The 17,096-nt window shown below is 42.3% G+C and carries 17 protein-coding genes; 16 read left to right on the top strand and 1 reads right to left on the bottom strand.

Translation table 11 applies throughout. The features are described 5' to 3' along the window. The first annotated feature begins 269 nt into the window (after positions 1-269). From MKX62_RS21925 to MKX62_RS21900, 6 genes are all read left to right on the top strand, one after another. The gene (locus MKX62_RS21925) at positions 270-1,643 is read left to right on the top strand and encodes an ABC transporter substrate-binding protein (protein WP_340742336.1); all 1,374 of its coding nucleotides are present in this window, start codon (positions 270-272) and stop codon (positions 1,641-1,643) included. Positions 1,644-1,710: 67 nt separating this feature from the next. Further along, complete coding sequence (locus MKX62_RS21920; protein WP_445683392.1) at positions 1,711-2,607, top strand: carbohydrate ABC transporter permease; 897 nt, start codon at positions 1,711-1,713, stop codon at positions 2,605-2,607. 15 nt (positions 2,608-2,622) lie between these two features. Continuing rightward, the gene (locus tag MKX62_RS21915) at positions 2,623-3,504 is read left to right on the top strand and encodes a carbohydrate ABC transporter permease (protein ID WP_340742335.1); all 882 of its coding nucleotides are present in this window, start codon (positions 2,623-2,625) and stop codon (positions 3,502-3,504) included. 88 nt (positions 3,505-3,592) lie between these two features. Then, positions 3,593-4,510 carry a dihydrodipicolinate synthase family protein gene (locus tag MKX62_RS21910; RefSeq protein WP_340742334.1) on the top strand — a complete coding sequence of 306 codons (918 nt, stop codon included), beginning with the start codon at positions 3,593-3,595 and terminating at the stop codon, positions 4,508-4,510. A gap of 18 nt (positions 4,511-4,528) precedes the next feature. After that, entirely contained in the window at positions 4,529-5,515 is a 987-nt protein-coding gene (locus MKX62_RS21905) for an SGNH/GDSL hydrolase family protein (protein WP_340742333.1), read from the top strand. A 28-nt stretch (positions 5,516-5,543) separates the two neighbouring features. Beyond that, positions 5,544-6,233 carry an N-acetylmannosamine-6-phosphate 2-epimerase gene (locus MKX62_RS21900; protein WP_067210503.1) on the top strand — a complete coding sequence of 230 codons (690 nt, stop codon included), beginning with the start codon at positions 5,544-5,546 and terminating at the stop codon, positions 6,231-6,233. A gap of 243 nt (positions 6,234-6,476) precedes the next feature. Here MKX62_RS21900 and MKX62_RS21895 read toward each other — a convergent pair whose 3' ends face one another. Continuing rightward, entirely contained in the window at positions 6,477-7,379 is a 903-nt protein-coding gene (locus tag MKX62_RS21895; protein WP_067210500.1) for an aldo/keto reductase, read from the bottom strand. 70 nt (positions 7,380-7,449) lie between these two features. On the opposite strand from MKX62_RS21895, the gene MKX62_RS21890 reads away from it, so the two are divergent. From MKX62_RS21890 to MKX62_RS21845, 10 genes are all read left to right on the top strand, one after another. After that, complete coding sequence (locus MKX62_RS21890) at positions 7,450-7,995, top strand: NUDIX domain-containing protein (protein WP_067210499.1); 546 nt, start codon at positions 7,450-7,452, stop codon at positions 7,993-7,995. 369 nt (positions 7,996-8,364) lie between these two features. Then, entirely contained in the window at positions 8,365-8,880 is a 516-nt protein-coding gene (locus tag MKX62_RS21885; protein ID WP_340742332.1) for a hypothetical protein, read from the top strand. Positions 8,881-8,974: 94 nt separating this feature from the next. After that, the gene (fur, locus tag MKX62_RS21880; RefSeq protein WP_067210494.1) at positions 8,975-9,433 is read left to right on the top strand and encodes a ferric iron uptake transcriptional regulator; all 459 of its coding nucleotides are present in this window, start codon (positions 8,975-8,977) and stop codon (positions 9,431-9,433) included. A gap of 204 nt (positions 9,434-9,637) precedes the next feature. Further along, positions 9,638-10,537, top strand: a complete 900-nt coding sequence (xerD, locus tag MKX62_RS21875) for a site-specific tyrosine recombinase XerD (protein WP_340742620.1) — start codon at positions 9,638-9,640, stop codon at positions 10,535-10,537. Positions 10,538-10,576: 39 nt separating this feature from the next. Next, positions 10,577-11,770, top strand: a complete 1,194-nt coding sequence (gene deoB, locus MKX62_RS21870) for a phosphopentomutase (RefSeq protein ID WP_340742331.1) — start codon at positions 10,577-10,579, stop codon at positions 11,768-11,770. 14 nt (positions 11,771-11,784) lie between these two features. Next, positions 11,785-13,083 carry a pyrimidine-nucleoside phosphorylase gene (locus tag MKX62_RS21865; RefSeq protein WP_231885839.1) on the top strand — a complete coding sequence of 433 codons (1,299 nt, stop codon included), beginning with the start codon at positions 11,785-11,787 and terminating at the stop codon, positions 13,081-13,083. Positions 13,084-14,051: 968 nt separating this feature from the next. After that, positions 14,052-14,405, top strand: a complete 354-nt coding sequence (locus tag MKX62_RS21860) for an anti-sigma factor antagonist (RefSeq protein WP_067210483.1) — start codon at positions 14,052-14,054, stop codon at positions 14,403-14,405. Then, the gene (spoIIAB, locus tag MKX62_RS21855; protein WP_067210481.1) at positions 14,395-14,841 is read left to right on the top strand and encodes an anti-sigma F factor; all 447 of its coding nucleotides are present in this window, start codon (positions 14,395-14,397) and stop codon (positions 14,839-14,841) included. Before MKX62_RS21860 ends, spoIIAB begins: the two co-directional genes overlap by 11 nt. A 3-nt stretch (positions 14,842-14,844) precedes the next feature. Further along, positions 14,845-15,633: a SigF/SigG family RNA polymerase sporulation sigma factor gene (locus MKX62_RS21850; protein ID WP_067210478.1), complete on the top strand. Its 789-nt coding sequence runs from the start codon at positions 14,845-14,847 to the stop codon at positions 15,631-15,633. 4 nt (positions 15,634-15,637) lie between these two features. Beyond that, positions 15,638-17,089: a spore germination protein gene (locus MKX62_RS21845; RefSeq protein ID WP_067210476.1), complete on the top strand. Its 1,452-nt coding sequence runs from the start codon at positions 15,638-15,640 to the stop codon at positions 17,087-17,089. The last annotated feature ends 7 nt before the right edge of the window (positions 17,090-17,096 follow it).

Here is a 17,096-nt window from a genome sequence, read left to right as displayed (position 1 = left end):
ATCTATTTTAAGTGTACACGATAAAAAAAGTTTCCCCAACAAGAAATTGGTAGAAGATTCAAACATGTTGTGGAGGTTAATCTTTAATGGCGGCGTATTGAAGTTGGAATTATTAAATAATTTAAAGGGGTTTGGAGCATTTATGTCAGAATAGGGCTATGAATGTAAAGTTCATGGGATTGTCATGTCTGGTTATTGACTTTATGCTTAAAACAGGAAATGAAAGCGCTTCACCACTATTTCCGGAAATACAAGGAGGGGGAGATATTATGCGAGGTTCGAAAAAGGGTTCTGTCTTGTTAGTTGTAATGGCTCTTGTATTATCACTATTTTTGACCGCTTGTAGTCAAGACACAGCAAAGGAAAGCGAAGGTGGCAAAGACACAGACAAAAATCCAAGTAACGAAAAACAGGTGGAAATAACGTGGTGGAATTTCCCGAACTTCCAAGCCTTAGATGGAGAAGTGGGTAAGTATGAGAAAGAAATTATTGCCGCTTTCAATGAAAAAAATCCAGACATTAAAGTGAAGTTAGAGATGCTTACTTTTGAAGGTGGACCTGAAAAGCTGAATGTAGCAATCGCTACGAACACAGCACCAGATATGATCTACGACGCTCCAGGGCGGATCATTGATTGGGGTAAGAAAGGGTTACTTGCACCACTAAATGACATGATGCCAGATGATGTGAAAAATGATATATCTCCAGCGTTAATGAAACAATCGATGGTTGGAGATCAGGTTTATATGTATCCATTCAATACAGGGCCATTCATGATGGCTGTCAACAAGACTTTATTTGAGGACATTGGCGAACTTGATTTGCTACCATTAGATCGACCAGATCGGACATGGACTGTAGCGGAGTATGAGAAAGCGTTACATGCAGTTAAAGAAAAGGCTCCGGGTATCATTCCATCTGGTTTCTATGCAAAAAGCGTTGCGGGAGACCAAGGGACACGAGGATATATTACTAATCTAGGAACTAGTCGGTTTTTGAATGAAGATTATAGCGCTGTTGCGATTAACTCAGAAAGCGGGATTAAAGGGCTTGAATGGGTTGTTCAAGCTTCAAGAGATGGACTGGTGGCACCGGGCGCTGCTTCATTAGATGCTGGGGATCATAATGATTTATTCTTGCAAGGTAAAATGGCATTTGCTATTAACTATTCTGCTGTACTTAAATCACTTTTTGCTCCAAATAAAACAGAGGACTTTGAGGATGTTTTACTTCCTTATCCAACACCGGATGGATCCGATCCGAAGCTTGAACCATTTCTTGGTGGTCTAGCAGTCTTTAATAATGATGACGATAAAAAAGCTGAAGCAGCAAAAAAATTAGTTGACTTCATCGTGAACGATCCTGAATGGGGCGAGAAAAACTTGATTCAAACAGGAGGTTTGTCAGCGCGGAACTCAGTTACAGGCCTATATGAAGGGTCTGAGTATGAGTATTCAGAGCTGGCACGTAAATTCATAACAGATCCACCAACGATTGCAGACGGCTATGCAGAAGTGCGTACTTTCTGGTTCCCAGCACTGCAAGAAGCAATCCTTGAAACGAAATCAGCTAAAGAAGCATTAGATGAATTTGCGGAGAAGTCCAATGCCGCGATTGAGAAAGCGAAAGCAGCGAATAAATAAAGTGAAGAGGAGCAGCATTATTTATTCGCTGCTCCTTTCCATAAAGAATTAGATTGGGGTGAAACAATTGTTAGCTACCATTCGTAAACCAAACAAAAACAAATTACGTGATTGGATGATGAGTTATTTGTTTTTATTACCTGCGTTAACATTTTTCCTCATTTTCGTTGTGTATCCCATGCTGCGAGGAATATACATGAGTTTTTTCGATTACAACATTACGAGTTTTGAATTTATTGGATGGGATAATTATGTAACTCTTTATCATGATAAAACGTTCCATAAATCTATGATTAATACAATTGTACTTGTTGCAGTTGCTGTTCCTATCGTTATTGGTTTTTCTATTTTTGTAGCGATGTCCATCTATAAGAAAAGTGAATTTATAAGATCATTTTGTAGGGGGATATTCTATCTACCTGCTGTAACCTCAGTGGTGAGTGTTACTGTCGTATGGGGTTGGATCTATCATCCTAACTTTGGAATTCTTAATTATATTACTAGTTTTTTTGGAATAGAGCCGGTCTCCTGGCTGGGAGATCCTAAAACAGCTTTGATGGCGATTACAGTTATATTAATCACGACTTCCGTTGGACAGCCAATTATTCTGTACGTTGCTTCACTCGGTAACATTCCGACTACGTATATTGAAGCAGCCCAGATTGATCGAGCTACACCGTGGCAAATTTTCCGGAAAATTATATGGCCATTACTGATGCCGACAAGTTTATATGTGATTGTCATTACGACAATTAATTCGTTTCAGTGTTTCGCTCTCATCCAATTGCTAACCTCTGGAGGTCCAATTTATAGTACATCGACCGTGATGTATGGCGTATATCAACAAGCATTCCTACTTGGTAATTTTGGCTTAGCTTCTGCAATGGGGGTCATTTTAGCTTTAGTCATTGGAGTGATTTCTATCATTCAATTTAAATACTTAGGCAATGATGTTGAGTATTAGGGGGAGGGAAACGTCGTGAAAGCACAATCCCAGTTAAACATGAAGAAAAAGTTTAATCGATCTAGTAATAAAAAAAGGTTTCGTGAATTAAGCGCATTCAAAATAATAGCTACACTATTACTGATTCTCTCTGCACTATTCTTTGTTTTTCCGTTTTATTGGATTATCACGGGGGCATTCAAAGCTCAAGTTGTTGCGATAACGATACCACCAGAATGGTTTCCACTAAAACCAATATTGGATAACTGGGTAACACTATTTAGTAATCCGGTTTGGCGCTGGACATTTAATAGTTTCTTTATTGCAAGTAGTGAAATGATTGCTGTCTGTTTTGTAAGCGCTACAGCGGGCTTTGTTCTTGCCAAAAAAGTATTTCCTGGGCGCAAGCTGATCTTTATTTTACTAATTGCTGCAATGGCACTACCTAAACAAGTTATTCTTGTTCCATTGTTCACAATGCTAGCGGATTTCGGTTGGGTAGATACATATAAAGGGTTAATCATTCCGGCAATCGGCTGGCCATTCGGTGTATTCCTTATGAAACAGTTTTCTCAAACGATACCCAATGAACTTTTGGAAGCTGCTAAAATAGATGGCTGTGGTGAAATTCGTACGTTTTGGCATATTGTTATTCCGATGCTAAAACCAGCTCTAGGTGCTTTGGCAATCTTTACATTCATGTTAAGTTGGAACGATTATTTCAGCCAACTTGTTATCACTCGTTCGACGGAAATGATGACCCTACCACTAGGTATTGCTACGATGCAGGGTGAGCATAAGACTGATTATGGGGTCATGATGGCTGGAGCAGCACTTGCATCTGTACCGATGATTGTCATATTCACATTGTTCCAAAAGTCCTTTACACAAGGAATTACGATGGGCTCAGTCAAATAAACACCCGCTTCGTCGCTCGGCGAAAGGCTGCCTCTTGTAGAGCGCCTTCGCTCAGTTTACATAGATAGTCAAGAGGGGAGAAAAGAATATGTTACTTGATAAGTATAAAGGAATTATTCCAGCATTCTATGCTTGTTATGATGAAGCAGGAGAAATATCACCAGAGAGAATTAAAGCGTTAGCGATTCATCTTTATGAAAAAGGAGTACAAGGTCTCTACGTTGGTGGCAGTTCGGGGGAGTGTATTTATCAAAATCTTGAGGAGAGAAAGGCGACATTGAAATATGTTGCCGAAAGCCTGAAAGGGCAACTTACGTTGATTGCCCATGTTGGAGCACCATCAACAAAAGAAAGCGTTGAATTAGCGAAGTACGCGGAAGAATTAGGGTATGATGCGTTGTCTGCTATACCGCCAATTTATTTTCAACTGCCTGAATGTGCAATTGAAAAGTACTGGACGGAAATTATGGATTCAACGGACCTGCCGTTTATTATTTATAACATCCCTCAAACGACCGGATACAATCTTTCCATTAACTTACTCAAGAAGTTATTACAGAACGACAAGCTAATTGGTGTGAAAAACTCTTCGATGCCAGTCATGGATATTGAAAGATTTAAAGCGGCAGCACATGACGACTTTATTGTTTTTAATGGCCCAGATGAGCAATATGTATCCGGAAGGTTAATTGGTGCGGATAGCGGGATTGGCGGAACTTATGGTGTGATGCCAGAGTTGTTCCTAAAAGCGGAAGAGTTTGTATCAGCCGGGGATTTCTCAGAAGCGCGGAAAATTCAACATGACATTAATGATATCATTATGGCATTATGTTCATTGAATGGTTCAATGTATTCCGTTATTAAAGAAATCTATAAACTAAAGGGCGTAAATATTGGTAGCGTAAGAGGCCCATTAGTGCCGGTATCTGGAGACGATATTGAGAAAGTTGAAGGTATTAAGACTAGGATTGACGAAGTAATAATGAACTATCAGACTCAAAATTAAAATGTTGGCGGTGGATAAATGAAACCAATTGTATTGAATTCAGAAACGATTTTGGGCGCTATATCACTTGAAAAAAGTGGAGGGCTTATTAGTCCTTGGAGAATTTTTCATGAAGATAAAGATTTTTATACGCCAAATCAACTTAACCGAACAGCAGAGATACCTGCCGGCGTTCGAATAACGTTTGAAACAAACTCCCCAACGATTAAAGTGGAATTTGCAGCATCTGAAGTTGAAGTAGAATTCGATGTCATGATTGATAGGGAATTAGTGAAAACGATAATAGTTAGATCTAAGGATACGTCTTTTACAGTGGATGGTCTTTTAGCAAGTAATAAAGTTGTTGAAATTTATTTATCGCAACGACAAAAAATGGCCGTAAGGAATGTTTATATTGCTGAAGAAGCGAATTGGAACGCTTACCCTTCTTTAAGGAGGAAATGGCTGGCCTATGGGAGTTCCATTACTCAATGCCAGGCGGCAGAAAGCCCTTCACAGACATGGCCGGTTATTACCGCGGCCGAATTAGATTTGGATTTAACTTGCCTGGGATTCAGTGGGCAATGCCAGTATGAACCAATGATTGCTAGAACGATTAGGGATACGCCCGTTGACTTTATTTCCCTCTGTGCGGGCATAAATATATACGGTGCAAACAGTTATAATGAACGAACATTTCAAGCGATTATCATTGGATTTATTAAAATTATTCGTGAAAAACAGTCGAAAGTTCCAATAGTTTTAAGTTCTCCTATTTATGGAGCATTTAGAGAGGGGACCCCTAATCTAGTCGGCTTTACGCTTATTAAGATGAGACAACAAATACAAGAAATTGTAGAGATATTTAGAAGAAATGGTGATGATCATCTTTTTTATGTGAACGGGTTGGATATCCTGGGGGAAGACTACGCCGGCTTACTACCGGACGAACTTCATCCGAATGCAGAAGGCTATAAGCTGATGGGGCATAATTTTGCAAATGAATTTAAGGAATATTTTAAATGAAAGCAGGGCTACATGGAGGTGTATTTAACTGAAAACTAAAGCGGAAATTTTTGCTGCTATAGAACATGAACTTATTGTTTCTTGTCAGGCACTTCCAGAAGAACCAATGCACAGTTCGTTTATAATGGGGAAAATGGCATATTCCGCAATGAAGGGCGGGGCTAAAGGAATTAGAGCGAATAGCGTTGAAGATATTAAAGAGATTAAAAAAAATGTGGAATTGCCGATCATTGGCATCATTAAAAGTGTTTACAAGGGATCTGATGTTTTCATCACACCAACTCTAAAAGAAATAGATTTACTTTATCGAGAAGGTGTGAACATTATTGCGTTAGATGCAACTAATAGAATCAGGCCGGACGGTAAACTCATAAGCGAGGTTTTCCCTACTATTCGCGAAAAATATAGTGATCAACTATTCATGGCTGATTGCTCAACGTATGAAGAAGCGAAAGAAGCTTATGCATTAGGATTTGATTGCCTAGGAACAACACTTAGTGGCTATACCGACTATACGCGAGGGACAAGTTTGCCGGATATGGAGTTAATTGAGAGGCTAGTGAAGGATTTTCCTATCCCGATTATCGCAGAAGGCGGTATTTGGACACCAGAACAACTTAAGCGCGTGTTCGAACTGGGGGCTTACTCTGCTGTTGTTGGAACAGCAATAACAAGACCTATGGATATTACAAAAAGGTTTGTTGATGCTATTAAATGAGAGATGTTAATTGAACAGTAAAAAGGAGCTAAAACCATAGCGGTTTATAGCTCCTTTTTGTGTAGGTAACCCGTGGCGGTGATAATACGGCAGATGCCAGTCATAATCGGAGCCATGGCGAGCATAACAGGTCTCATGCCGGTCATAATCAGATGGACGGTCGCTTTTCCAGCAAGAAATGCCTTGAATCTGAGGTGCAGTAATGTATTTAGTTAATTGTTTGTTTGTTCCTTCAGAAGAGAATCAAACGCGATGCTCTTTGTAATTGTGTATTTTTGCAATATGCCCTAACTGAGTGATTTCTTCGTCAGTCGTTTTTTTCTCGTAAGCGATGATTGAATCGAGCAATTGCTCAGTTGTGCGCGCACCAACGAGGGCTGACGCTACTGTTTTATCATGAAGGGCGAAAGCAATTGCCGCCGCGTGCAGGTCTTCTGATTGTTCACTCAGCGCTTGGACTGTTTGTGTTAATTCACTCGCATTATATTCGACAAATCCATTCGCTTTTGCAGCTCTTGATAAACCTTCCGATGTTAAAAAACCTTTGGCTATGGTCCCACGCGTAATAACAGAGGCACCGGCCTCGTGGATCGTTGGAAACCATTCTTCTGGTCTGCGGTCAAGCAGGTTATATTGCATCATTACAGAGACTGCTGAACTAGTATCCAAGAATCGCTTAATAACATTCGGACGAATCGAAGAAATGCCATATTGACGAATAAGTCCATCTTTTTTTAAGCTTTCAAATGCATCAATTGTCTCCTCCACATTGTCTTCCATTGTCCCGCCATGAAGCTGGTAGACATCGATATAATCTGTGTCGAGGCGCAATAGACTCTGTTTGACTGCCTCCATAATATGCTCTTTTGAAGAATCCCATGTCCATCCTTCACCACTCGGATTCATCTTATTGCCGGCTTTCGTCGCAAGGATAATATCATTCCGTCTTCCTTTTATCGAAGACCCCAGGAGTTCTTCATTTTTACCGCTATTATACAAATCGGCTGTATCAAAGTAATTGATGCCTGAGTGAATCGCAGCGTCGACGATGTTTTTCGATTCGGTTAAATCATCTGGCAGTGACATACATCCGAGTCCGATTTCGGAAATGTATAGACCGCTTTTACCCAATTCTCTTTTCTTCATGAAAGCACCCCCTGTTTTGTTCATGGTACAATGACGTCACACTATTATCCATAAAAAGGAGTCGGAAATGATGAATAAATATGAAGAAAAAACAATTTCAGGTGAAACACTTTATGAAGGTAAAATTATCACACTGCGTGTTGAGGAAGTGGAACTTCCGGATGGTAAGAAAGCGACACGTGAATTGATCAAACATCCGGGGGCAGTTTCCATCATTCCGATTACTGCTGATGGAAAAATTGTACTCGTTGAACAATATAGAAAAGCGCTGGAACGTACGCTGATTGAAATTCCAGCGGGGAAAATTGATCCGGGAGAGGAACCGGCAGTGACGGCGGTCCGCGAACTGGAAGAAGAAACGGGATACGGCGCGAAAGAATTTACTTATATCCAGTCCTTTGCAACGTCCCCTGGTTTTGCAGATGAAGTAATTCATATGTATTTAGCACAAGATCTATATAAAATCGAAAACCCGGCAGCGGGAGATGAAGATGAATTCATTGGACTACTAGAAGTGACACTCGTAGAAGCGCAAGAAATGGTTGTGTCAGGAGAAATTTTCGATGCAAAAACTGCGTTCGCTGTTCTTTATGCCAAAAACCTTTTAACAAAGTGACCTAATTTTGAACGGACAAGCATATGTTGTATAAGGTGACACTTCAATCGATGGGGGAAGTCTTATCCCCCCGCGGATTGAGGCAGGACTCAGACTTATTACGCCGTGTTCTATGGCAAAAAGGAGGGATGAATTTCAATCCCTCCCTTCTGAGTGACCGACAGGGAGGAATGAACTGCAATTCCTCCTCGTTGGCCCGAACCAATCGGGCTTTTACGGACAGTTGACCCCCATTTACGTTTATTCTTACGCCAAAACTTAAATGGGGTTCTTTTGACGTACTAATGCCGATGATGCCACAGGAAGTGGTGTTTCTAGTCGGCTTGTCCGTCACCGTTAATGCAGGATAAACTATGCGGAGGTGAAGCTTTGGTCCGTTCTTTATCGTTCATCCACTTATTTGTCATTCTTGCAATTGGCTTTATCGGTGGAGCGCTCTTATTTCGCGAGATGCCTACAACTGCGGTAGAGAGGGTAGTTACATTTTATGATTCTCGGGTCGTTCTAGGGCATGATGCAGGTTATATAAAACCTGTGGGTATGGCAGCACTCTTTTTTATCATTGCGTTTATACTGGCGATGTTTAGGAAAACAAGATTCACCGTATTACTTTTCGGAGCAGTGAAATGTGTTCTTTTCGGATTGTCTTCTTCCTATTTACTAGCTTCAGGCACGAAAATAATGGCTTATTCAATTTGGTGGTTTCCGTTTCAGTTTCTTATTTGTTTTCTGTTTTTAGTGTATTGCGCAATCCTAAGTCCACCTTACTTTATGCGTTCAACGATGGGGAAAGGCCCTAATACACGCGCATTACCGATGATTGTCGGCATGTCGATTGCCATACTTGCTATCGAAATTATCGTCTTTCAATTCATTTTAAAGTAGAATATTTTCGTCTTTAATTATCTGTCTGCTCCCTTTCTGTTGTCATAAGGAAAGCCCATTTGTTATAATGGATACAGTTTGAGGGGGGCGTCGTATGGAGAGCCGAATCGATCGGATAAAAAAACAATTGCATGGGGCCAGCTACAAGCTGACACCTCAGCGCGAAGCGACGGTTTTGGTCCTCCTTGAGCATGAGGAAGATCATCTGAGTGCTGAAGATGTATTTTTGCTAGTCAAAGAGAAAGCACCGGAAATCGGGCTTGCTACCGTGTATCGTACGTTGGAATTGCTGACAGATCTTAAGGTAGTCGATAAAATCAATTTTGGTGACGGTGTATCGAGGTATGATCTGCGGCAGGAAGGTGCTGCCCATTTCCATCATCATCTTATTTGTATCGAATGTGGAACAGTGGATGAAATTCAAGAAGATCTTCTCGGAGATGTCGAAAAGATTGTTGAAAGTCGCTTTGAATTCGCTATTAAGGACCATTGGTTAACGTTTCACGGTATTTGCAAAAGATGTAAATCGGATGTAGATGAAGGTGAGAAGTAAGAAGAGGGATGGCATAATGCTGTCCCTTTTGTCGTTGGGTAGGAAATTATAAAATTTAGGTCTGTAGAAAACTTGAGGAAAAGCTATTCCACGTTCAGATTCCAGCACTTTTGTCTTGGACTCAAACCTGTAACAATCGAAGGGGGGAAGGGATTTGTTCAAATTAAAGGCAAATGGAAACGGTTTTTCTGTTTCCCGCTTGTTATGAAAGACATCCGTTTTGCGCTTGAAGATTACATGCACTTTTTACAAGTGGAGCGGCAGTTGTCAGGAAATACAATTATTTCATATAAGCGTGACCTTGCCGAATATCTAGACTATATGGAACAGGCAGGTTACGAATCATTGGATGACGTAGATCGTCCTGTTATAGTGGGGCATTTACATCGATTGAAAGAAGGCGGGAAATCGGCTAGGACCATATCTAGACAAATTTCATCAATCCGTTCATTTCATCAATTCCTTCTTCGGGAAAAGGTCACGACCCAGGATCCAACAGTCCATTTGGAACTGCCGAAACTTGAGCAGAAATTACCACGTGTTTTATCAATGGACGAAGTAGACAGACTAATCGAGGCGCCAGATCGTTCAAAGCCACAGGGTGTCAGAGATACTGCGTTGCTCGAAATTTTGTATGGGACAGGTATGCGTGTAAGTGAACTGATTGGACTTAATATGGATGATATTCATCTCACGATGGGGTTTGTCCGTGTATTCGGTAAAGGTGGGAAAGAAAGAATTATCCCTCTCGGGGGGAAATCAATTACGGCGTGTAAGCGTTATATCGAAGAAGCACGTCCAATTTTTATAGAAAAACAAAAAGGTGCCGATGCATTATTTGTCAACATGAGGGGAACAAGACTTACTAGACAGGGTTGTTGGAAACTGTTGAATGGACATGCCCTAAAAGCGGGTATACAGAAAGAGTTGACGCCACATATATTGCGTCATACTTTTGCTACTCACCTCATCGAAAACGGGGCGGATCTGCGGGCAGTACAAGAAATGCTCGGACACGCCGATATTTCCACTACGCAAATTTATACACATGTCAGCCGTTCGAGGTTGAAAGAGGTCTATGTGAAATTCCATCCAAGAGCATAGAATTCTACAGGAAAGATTATTTTTAAGGAGGATTAACTTATGGGGAAACAACAATTCAAACGTATCCATCTAATCGTGCTCGACTCTGTGGGCATCGGAGAATCACCGGATGCTTCTGCATTCGGCGATGAAGGTGCTGATACGCTGGGACACATCGGGGAAGCAATGGGAGGCCTGCATATGCCGAACATGGGCAAACTAGGTCTTTCTAATATTAGGGAAATTCAAGGTATTTCCGTTGCGGAAGAACCACTTGCTTTTTACGGTAAAATGCAGGAAGCATCTGTAGGGAAAGATACGATGACGGGGCATTGGGAGATCATGGGTCTTAACATTGACACGCCATTTAAAGTATATCCAAACGGCTTTCCGCAGGAATTGATCGCGGAACTTGAACAAAGAATAGGACGTAAAGTAATCGGCAATAAACCGGCTAGTGGCACCGCAGTCATTGATGAATTTGGCCAGGAACATATGGAGACGGGCGCAATTATTGTCTATACGTCTGCAGATCCTGTGCTACAAATTGCGGCGCACGAGGGGATTATTCCAATTGAAGAACAATACCGGATTTGTGAAATCGCACGTGAGTTGACATTGGAACCAGAATATTTAGTTGGTCGCGTCATTGCACGTCCATTTATTGGAGAACCGGGCAACTTTACACGAACAACAAATCGACATGATTATGCACTTAAACCATTTAATCGTACAGTGATGAATGAATTGGTGTCTGCGGATTATGATGTTATGGCGATTGGCAAAATTGCTGATATCTTTAACGGTGAAGGCATTACCGAATCCGTTCGCACTGTGAGTAATATGGACGGCGTCGACAAATTACTTGATGTTATGAAAAAAGATTTCAAGGGCCTCAGTTTCACGAATCTCGTTGATTTTGATGCGTTATTTGGACATCGGAGAGATCCGCTTGGTTACGGCAATGCACTACAAGAATTTGATGTCAGGTTGCCAGAAATTTTAGAATCACTGCGTGATGACGATCTACTTATTATTACAGCGGATCACGGTAATGATCCAACTTATCCCGGAACGGATCATACCCGTGAATATGTCCCACTCGTGGTCTACTCGCCTTCATTAAAAACTGGTGAGGAAATGCCACTGAACGAGACTTTCTCAGATATTGGTGCTACGATTGCGGAAAACTTTGAGGTAAAGATGCCTGAGTTTGGTAAGAGTTTCTTGCGTTTATTAAAAGAAAAGGTGTGATGAAATTGTTCAGAATGGTAGATGTAATTGAGAAAAAACGAAACGGTGAAGTCCTTACAAAAGAAGAAATCACCTTTTTTGTGAACGGCTATACAGTTGGTTCGATTCCGGACTATCAAGCGAGTGCATTCCTTATGGCAATTTACTTTAAAGGGATGACTGCAGAGGAACAGGGATATTTGACGATGGCGATGGTCGAATCTGGAGATCAGATTGACTTATCCGCAATCGAAGGGATTAAAGTCGATAAGCATTCTACGGGCGGAGTTGGCGATACGACTACGTTAATTCTCGTCCCCCTTGTCGCGGCGTGTGGCGTTCCTGTCGCGAAAATGAGTGGAAGGGGTCTTGGTCATACAGGCGGGACTCTCGACAAGCTAGAGGCCATAGAAGGGTTCCATATCGAATTGACAGAAGAGCAGTTCGTCAAGCAAGTGAATGATTTGAAATTAGCGGTCATCGGCCAAAGTGGCAACTTGACGCCTGCTGATAAAAAACTCTATTCATTGCGCGATGTGACAGCAACTGTTGACAGTATCCCGCTAATTGCCAGCTCAATTATGAGTAAGAAAATTGCTGCAGGTGCAGATGCGATTGTCCTCGATGTTAAAACGGGTGACGGTGCATTCATGAAGACTGAGGCAGACGCAAGAGCTCTGGCTCATTCGATGGTGGCGATTGGTAAACAAGTCGGTAGAAATACGATGGCGGTTATTTCGGATATGAGCCAGCCGCTTGGGTTTGCAATTGGGAACTCGCTTGAAGTGATTGAAGCGGTTGAAACGCTAAAAGGGAATGGTCCTGAAGACTTGACGGAACTATGTCTAGTTCTTGGTAGCAAGATGATTGTTGCAGGCGAAAAAGCTACTTCAGTTGAGGAAGCTAGGGAAATGTTAAAAGCGGTCATTACTGACGGTTCAGCACTTGAACTGTTTGGTAAACTGATTGAAGCGCAAGGCGGAAATGGGGCAATCATTCATGATACGTCTCTATTACCGACAGCGAAATATCAGATTGAAGTACCTGCACTTTCATCGGGTTATGTAACGAAGATGGAAGCGGATGACATCGGTGTTGCCGCAATGCTTCTTGGCGCGGGTAGAGCAACAAAAGATGATGAAATCGATCTTGCGGTAGGTATTGTGCTTACTAAAAAAATCGGAGATGCTGTGCAAGAGGGAGAACCACTTGCCATTATCCATTCGAATACTGAAGCTGTAGAACAATCCATGACACTGATCCAAAAACATATAACGATTGGAAAAGAAGCTGTGGAAAGCCCACGCCTTATAGGCGACATGATTACGGGCTAAATAGTAGTTGAAAATAAAAGCTACCCTATCAACCGAATTTGGTTGATAGGGTAGCTTTTTGAAATTAATCAAACCCGCAGCCAACCGAGCATATCTGAGCCAAACCAATCATACCCGCAACCCAACCGAGCATATCCGGCCCAAACCAATCAAACCCGCAGCCAACCGAGCATATCGGAGCCCACCCAATCAAACCTGCAGTCTGGCCGAGCATATTCGGCCCAAACCAATCAAACCCGCAGACCGACCGAGCATATCCGAGCCAAATCAATCATACCTGCAGCCCAACCGAGCATATCCGGCCAAAACCAAATCATACCTGCAGCCAACCGAGCATATCCGGTCCAAACCAATCATACCTGCAGCCAACCGTGCATATCCGTCCCAAACCGATCATACCCGCAGCCCGACCGAGCATATCCGAGCCAAACCGATCATACCTGCAGCCCAACCGAGCATATCCGGTCCAAACCAATCATACCTGCAGCCCACCCGAGCATATCCGGTCCAAACCAATCATATCCGCAGCCAACCGAGCATATCGGAGCCCACCCGATCATACCCTCAGCCCGACCGAGCATATCCGAGCCCACCCGATCATACCCTCAGCCCGACCGATCATATCCGTCCCCACCCGATCATACCCGCAGCCAACCGAGCATATCCGGTCCAAACCAATCATACCTGCAGCCAACCGAACATATCCGAGCCAAATCAATCATACCTGCAGCCCAACCGAGCATATCCGAGCCCACCCAATCATACACACAGCCAAACCGAGCATATCTGCCCCCAAAACATTTCTTTTTTTATCGGATGTGTAAATCGTATGGAAGACGTACATACTTTCATCAGTAGTGGGCAATGTCGAAACATAAGAACTTTACGCTGACTGTGACTAGTTCTGTCAGGCGAAAGGGTTTCGGCCTCCAAATGTGGAATATTTCGCAGGAAGGAGGGGGTTCAGCATGGCTGACATCGAAATTATTGACAATGGGATTTTAATTGCAACACTGCAAGGGGAATTGGACAATCATGAGGCAAATCGAATCCGGTCCCACATTTCTTCATCTATTTATAGCGGACAAGTCCGAGCGATTATTTGGGATTTGTCGAGGCTTGGTTTCATGGATAGCGCAGGAATCGGGCTCATTCTTGGAAGGATGCGCGATTTAGCACCTGTGGAAGGGGAAACGCTCATTTTGAATCCGTCCACGACAATGGAGAAGATATTCACATTTTCCGGTCTTGGACCAAATATAAGACATAGTACGGTCGATTTAGCGATCGGTGAAATCGGAGGGGTATTACATGAACAATGAAATGACGTTATCATTCGTCGCAATTGAGGAAAACGAAGCACTGGCAAGGATGGCAATGACTTGTTTTATAACGCCGTTGGACCCGACTATTGAAGAAATTTCAGAATTTAAGACCATTGTGTCGGAAGCCGTGACGAATGCAATTATTCATGGCTACGAATGTGATGGGAAGAGTCTTGTCACAGTCCGCGCTGTGATTGAAGAAAACAAAGTTACAATGACGGTCCGCGATGAAGGAATGGGTATTTTTGACGTAGAACAGGCGATGGAACCGATGTTTACGACACGCCCCTTCATGGAGCGTTCAGGAATGGGATTTACGATAATGGAAAGCTTTGCCGACAGTTTGTCCGTCGAATCAGTATTGGGAAATGGAACAATCGTCAAGTTCGAGAAAACGTTTTCTCCGGTCCCGGAAGCAAGCAGAATGAGGTGACCCATGGACGCATCCGTTGAAGTGAAACCTGCATTGTTGACCCAAGAAAAGATGAGAGAACTCATTAAAGTTTCTCAAGAAGGTGATAAAGAAGCGAGAAGAATGATGGTGGAGGGAAATACGCGGCTTGTCTGGTCTATTGTCCAGCGGTTTGCTTCCCGTGGCGCAGATCCCGAGGATTTGTTCCAAATTGGTTGTATTGGGCTTATGAAATCAATTGATAAATTCGATTTGTCGTATGAAGTGAAATTTTCTACTTATGCGGTACCTATGATTGTCGGAGAAATTCAGCGTTTTCTAAGGGATGATGGAATGGTGAAAGTGAGTCGATCCATCCGTGAACTTAGTTTCAAAATCCGGCATGCAACTGATGATTATATTAAATTGCATGGAAAATCGCCATCGATTTCAGAGGTTGCAGCAGTCTTGGAGGTATCCGTCGACGATATTGTTCTCGCATCTGATGCTTTACGTGATCCTGCATCACTTCATGAACAGCTATATGAAAGCGAAGGAGATAGCTTAACGCTGATGGATCAGTTGCGAGATGATCGGTCTGAAAGAGTGTTCGACCATATCCCACTTCGGGATGTCATTTCTAAATTAAATAAACGAGATCAAACGATCATTTATATGCGTTACTATTTGGATTGCACGCAAAGTGATATTGCAGAAAGAATTGGCATATCACAAGTCCAGGTGTCACGGCTTGAAAAGAAAATTTTAGCCCAATTGAAATTATGGATGGGCGTTGATTCGGAAGAAATTATACTAAATGTGAGGACGGATTGAACTAATGGAAAAGCTATTCCAATCGGTGAATGAAGGGGAAGAGTGGTTCTATACCTGTTTCGGTAAAGACAAGACGTTCGATGCTACTGCCAGATCATTGCATCTTTGGGATATGCCTGCTCTGTTGCTTTATATTAATGGACTCATAGACAGTGAAACAATCACGACTTTATTGACTGAAATGCAAGGGGCTAGAGGAAAAGAGGACGAAAACCAGGAGGATGGAGGGGAACGATTCCTCTCCTTTTTCCCGTATCACGCCGTTTCCAATGTGAAAGATAGGGACGAATTACTTACTTCAATATTAAGTGGACAGGCAGCCTTCATCACGCCTGATGGCTATGTGTTTACCATTGATATTCGGTCTTATCCAGGCAGGCAACCTGAAGAGCCTGACAATGAAAAAGTCGTCAGAGGATCGAGAGACGGATTTACGGAGAATCTTATTCAAAATACCGCGCTAATTAGAAGGCGGCTTCGTACTGAGGATTTACGATTTGAAATGCATAAAGTGACGATGAATGGGAAAACAGATGTTACAATCACCTACATGCAAGGGGCAGCAAGTAAAGAACATCTTGATTATATTCGTGAAAGGCTGGATGCTATTCACCATGATGGGCTGACAATGACGGATAAGTCGCTTGAAGAATTTTTGTTCAAACAGCGGTTTCATCCAATGCCTTTCGTTCGTTTTACAGAGCGTCCTGATATATGCGCGGCGCATTTATTGGAAGGGCATGTCGCTATCATCGTGGATACATCACCTTCTGTTATACTTGTTCCGGCTCCACTATTTCATCATTTACAACATGCTGAAGAATACCGTCAAGCCCCGCTTATTGGAACATTTGTCAGGATTATGCGTTTGTTTGCAGCTACCATGAGTCTTGTTCTTTTACCATTTTGGTACTTGCTCGCAACGAACCAACACTACTTACCCGATTTCCTCAGTTATATAGGACCGAAAGATATCGGGGAAATCCCATTACTTGTTCAGCTTCTTATCGCAGATGGCGGAATCGAAATACTTCGAATGGCGGCTATTCATACACCGACACCGATGTCGACCGCGATGGGGCTTGTTGCAGCGATTGTCATTGGACAAGTAGCGATAGACGTTGGTCTTTTCACCCCGGAAGTTGTTTTATATGTGGCGGTAAGTGCAATTTTCACATTCTCAATACCTTCTTACGAATTAAGTCTTACGACAAAAATCTTCAGGATTTGTATTCTGTTGTCGACTGCATTATTAGGAGCACCCGGATTTTTCTTGTCCATAACCGTACTATTCTATTACTTATGTGCATTGAAGCCAATGGGGGTACCGTATTTGTGGCCCGCTGTACCATTTTTTCCAAAGGCAATGTTACGTGTTCTTATTAGGTTTCCAATGACTGCCGATGCACCTAGACCGTTTATAACGGATTCTCCTGATCGAGACCGTGTCTCTTAGATCATTG

The sequence above is a fragment of the Sporosarcina sp. FSL K6-5500 genome (genome assembly GCF_038005665.1).
Lineage (GTDB): Bacteria > Bacillota > Bacilli > Bacillales_A > Planococcaceae > Sporosarcina > Sporosarcina psychrophila.
Note: the sequence above shows the minus strand (reverse complement) of the source record. Positions and strands in the feature narration are given on the sequence as shown.

Coding starts and splice junctions, on each gene's coding strand:
- MKX62_RS21910 (WP_340742334.1), top strand. CDS start 3,593: ATGTTACTTGATAAGTATAAAGGAATTATTCCAGCATTCTATGCTTGT.
- deoB (WP_340742331.1), top strand. CDS start 10,577: ATGGGGAAACAACAATTCAAACGTATCCATCTAATCGTGCTCGACTCT.
- spoIIAB (WP_067210481.1), top strand. CDS start 14,395: ATGAACAATGAAATGACGTTATCATTCGTCGCAATTGAGGAAAACGAA.
- MKX62_RS21860 (WP_067210483.1), top strand. CDS start 14,052: ATGGCTGACATCGAAATTATTGACAATGGGATTTTAATTGCAACACTG.
- MKX62_RS21925 (WP_340742336.1), top strand. CDS start 270: ATGCGAGGTTCGAAAAAGGGTTCTGTCTTGTTAGTTGTAATGGCTCTT.
- MKX62_RS21905 (WP_340742333.1), top strand. CDS start 4,529: ATGAAACCAATTGTATTGAATTCAGAAACGATTTTGGGCGCTATATCA.
- MKX62_RS21865 (WP_231885839.1), top strand. CDS start 11,785: ATGGTAGATGTAATTGAGAAAAAACGAAACGGTGAAGTCCTTACAAAA.
- MKX62_RS21895 (WP_067210500.1), bottom strand. CDS start 7,379: ATGAAGAAAAGAGAATTGGGTAAAAGCGGTCTATACATTTCCGAAATC.
- fur (WP_067210494.1), top strand. CDS start 8,975: ATGGAGAGCCGAATCGATCGGATAAAAAAACAATTGCATGGGGCCAGC.
- xerD (WP_340742620.1), top strand. CDS start 9,638: ATGAAAGACATCCGTTTTGCGCTTGAAGATTACATGCACTTTTTACAA.
- MKX62_RS21845 (WP_067210476.1), top strand. CDS start 15,638: ATGGAAAAGCTATTCCAATCGGTGAATGAAGGGGAAGAGTGGTTCTAT.
- MKX62_RS21850 (WP_067210478.1), top strand. CDS start 14,845: ATGGACGCATCCGTTGAAGTGAAACCTGCATTGTTGACCCAAGAAAAG.
- MKX62_RS21890 (WP_067210499.1), top strand. CDS start 7,450: ATGAATAAATATGAAGAAAAAACAATTTCAGGTGAAACACTTTATGAA.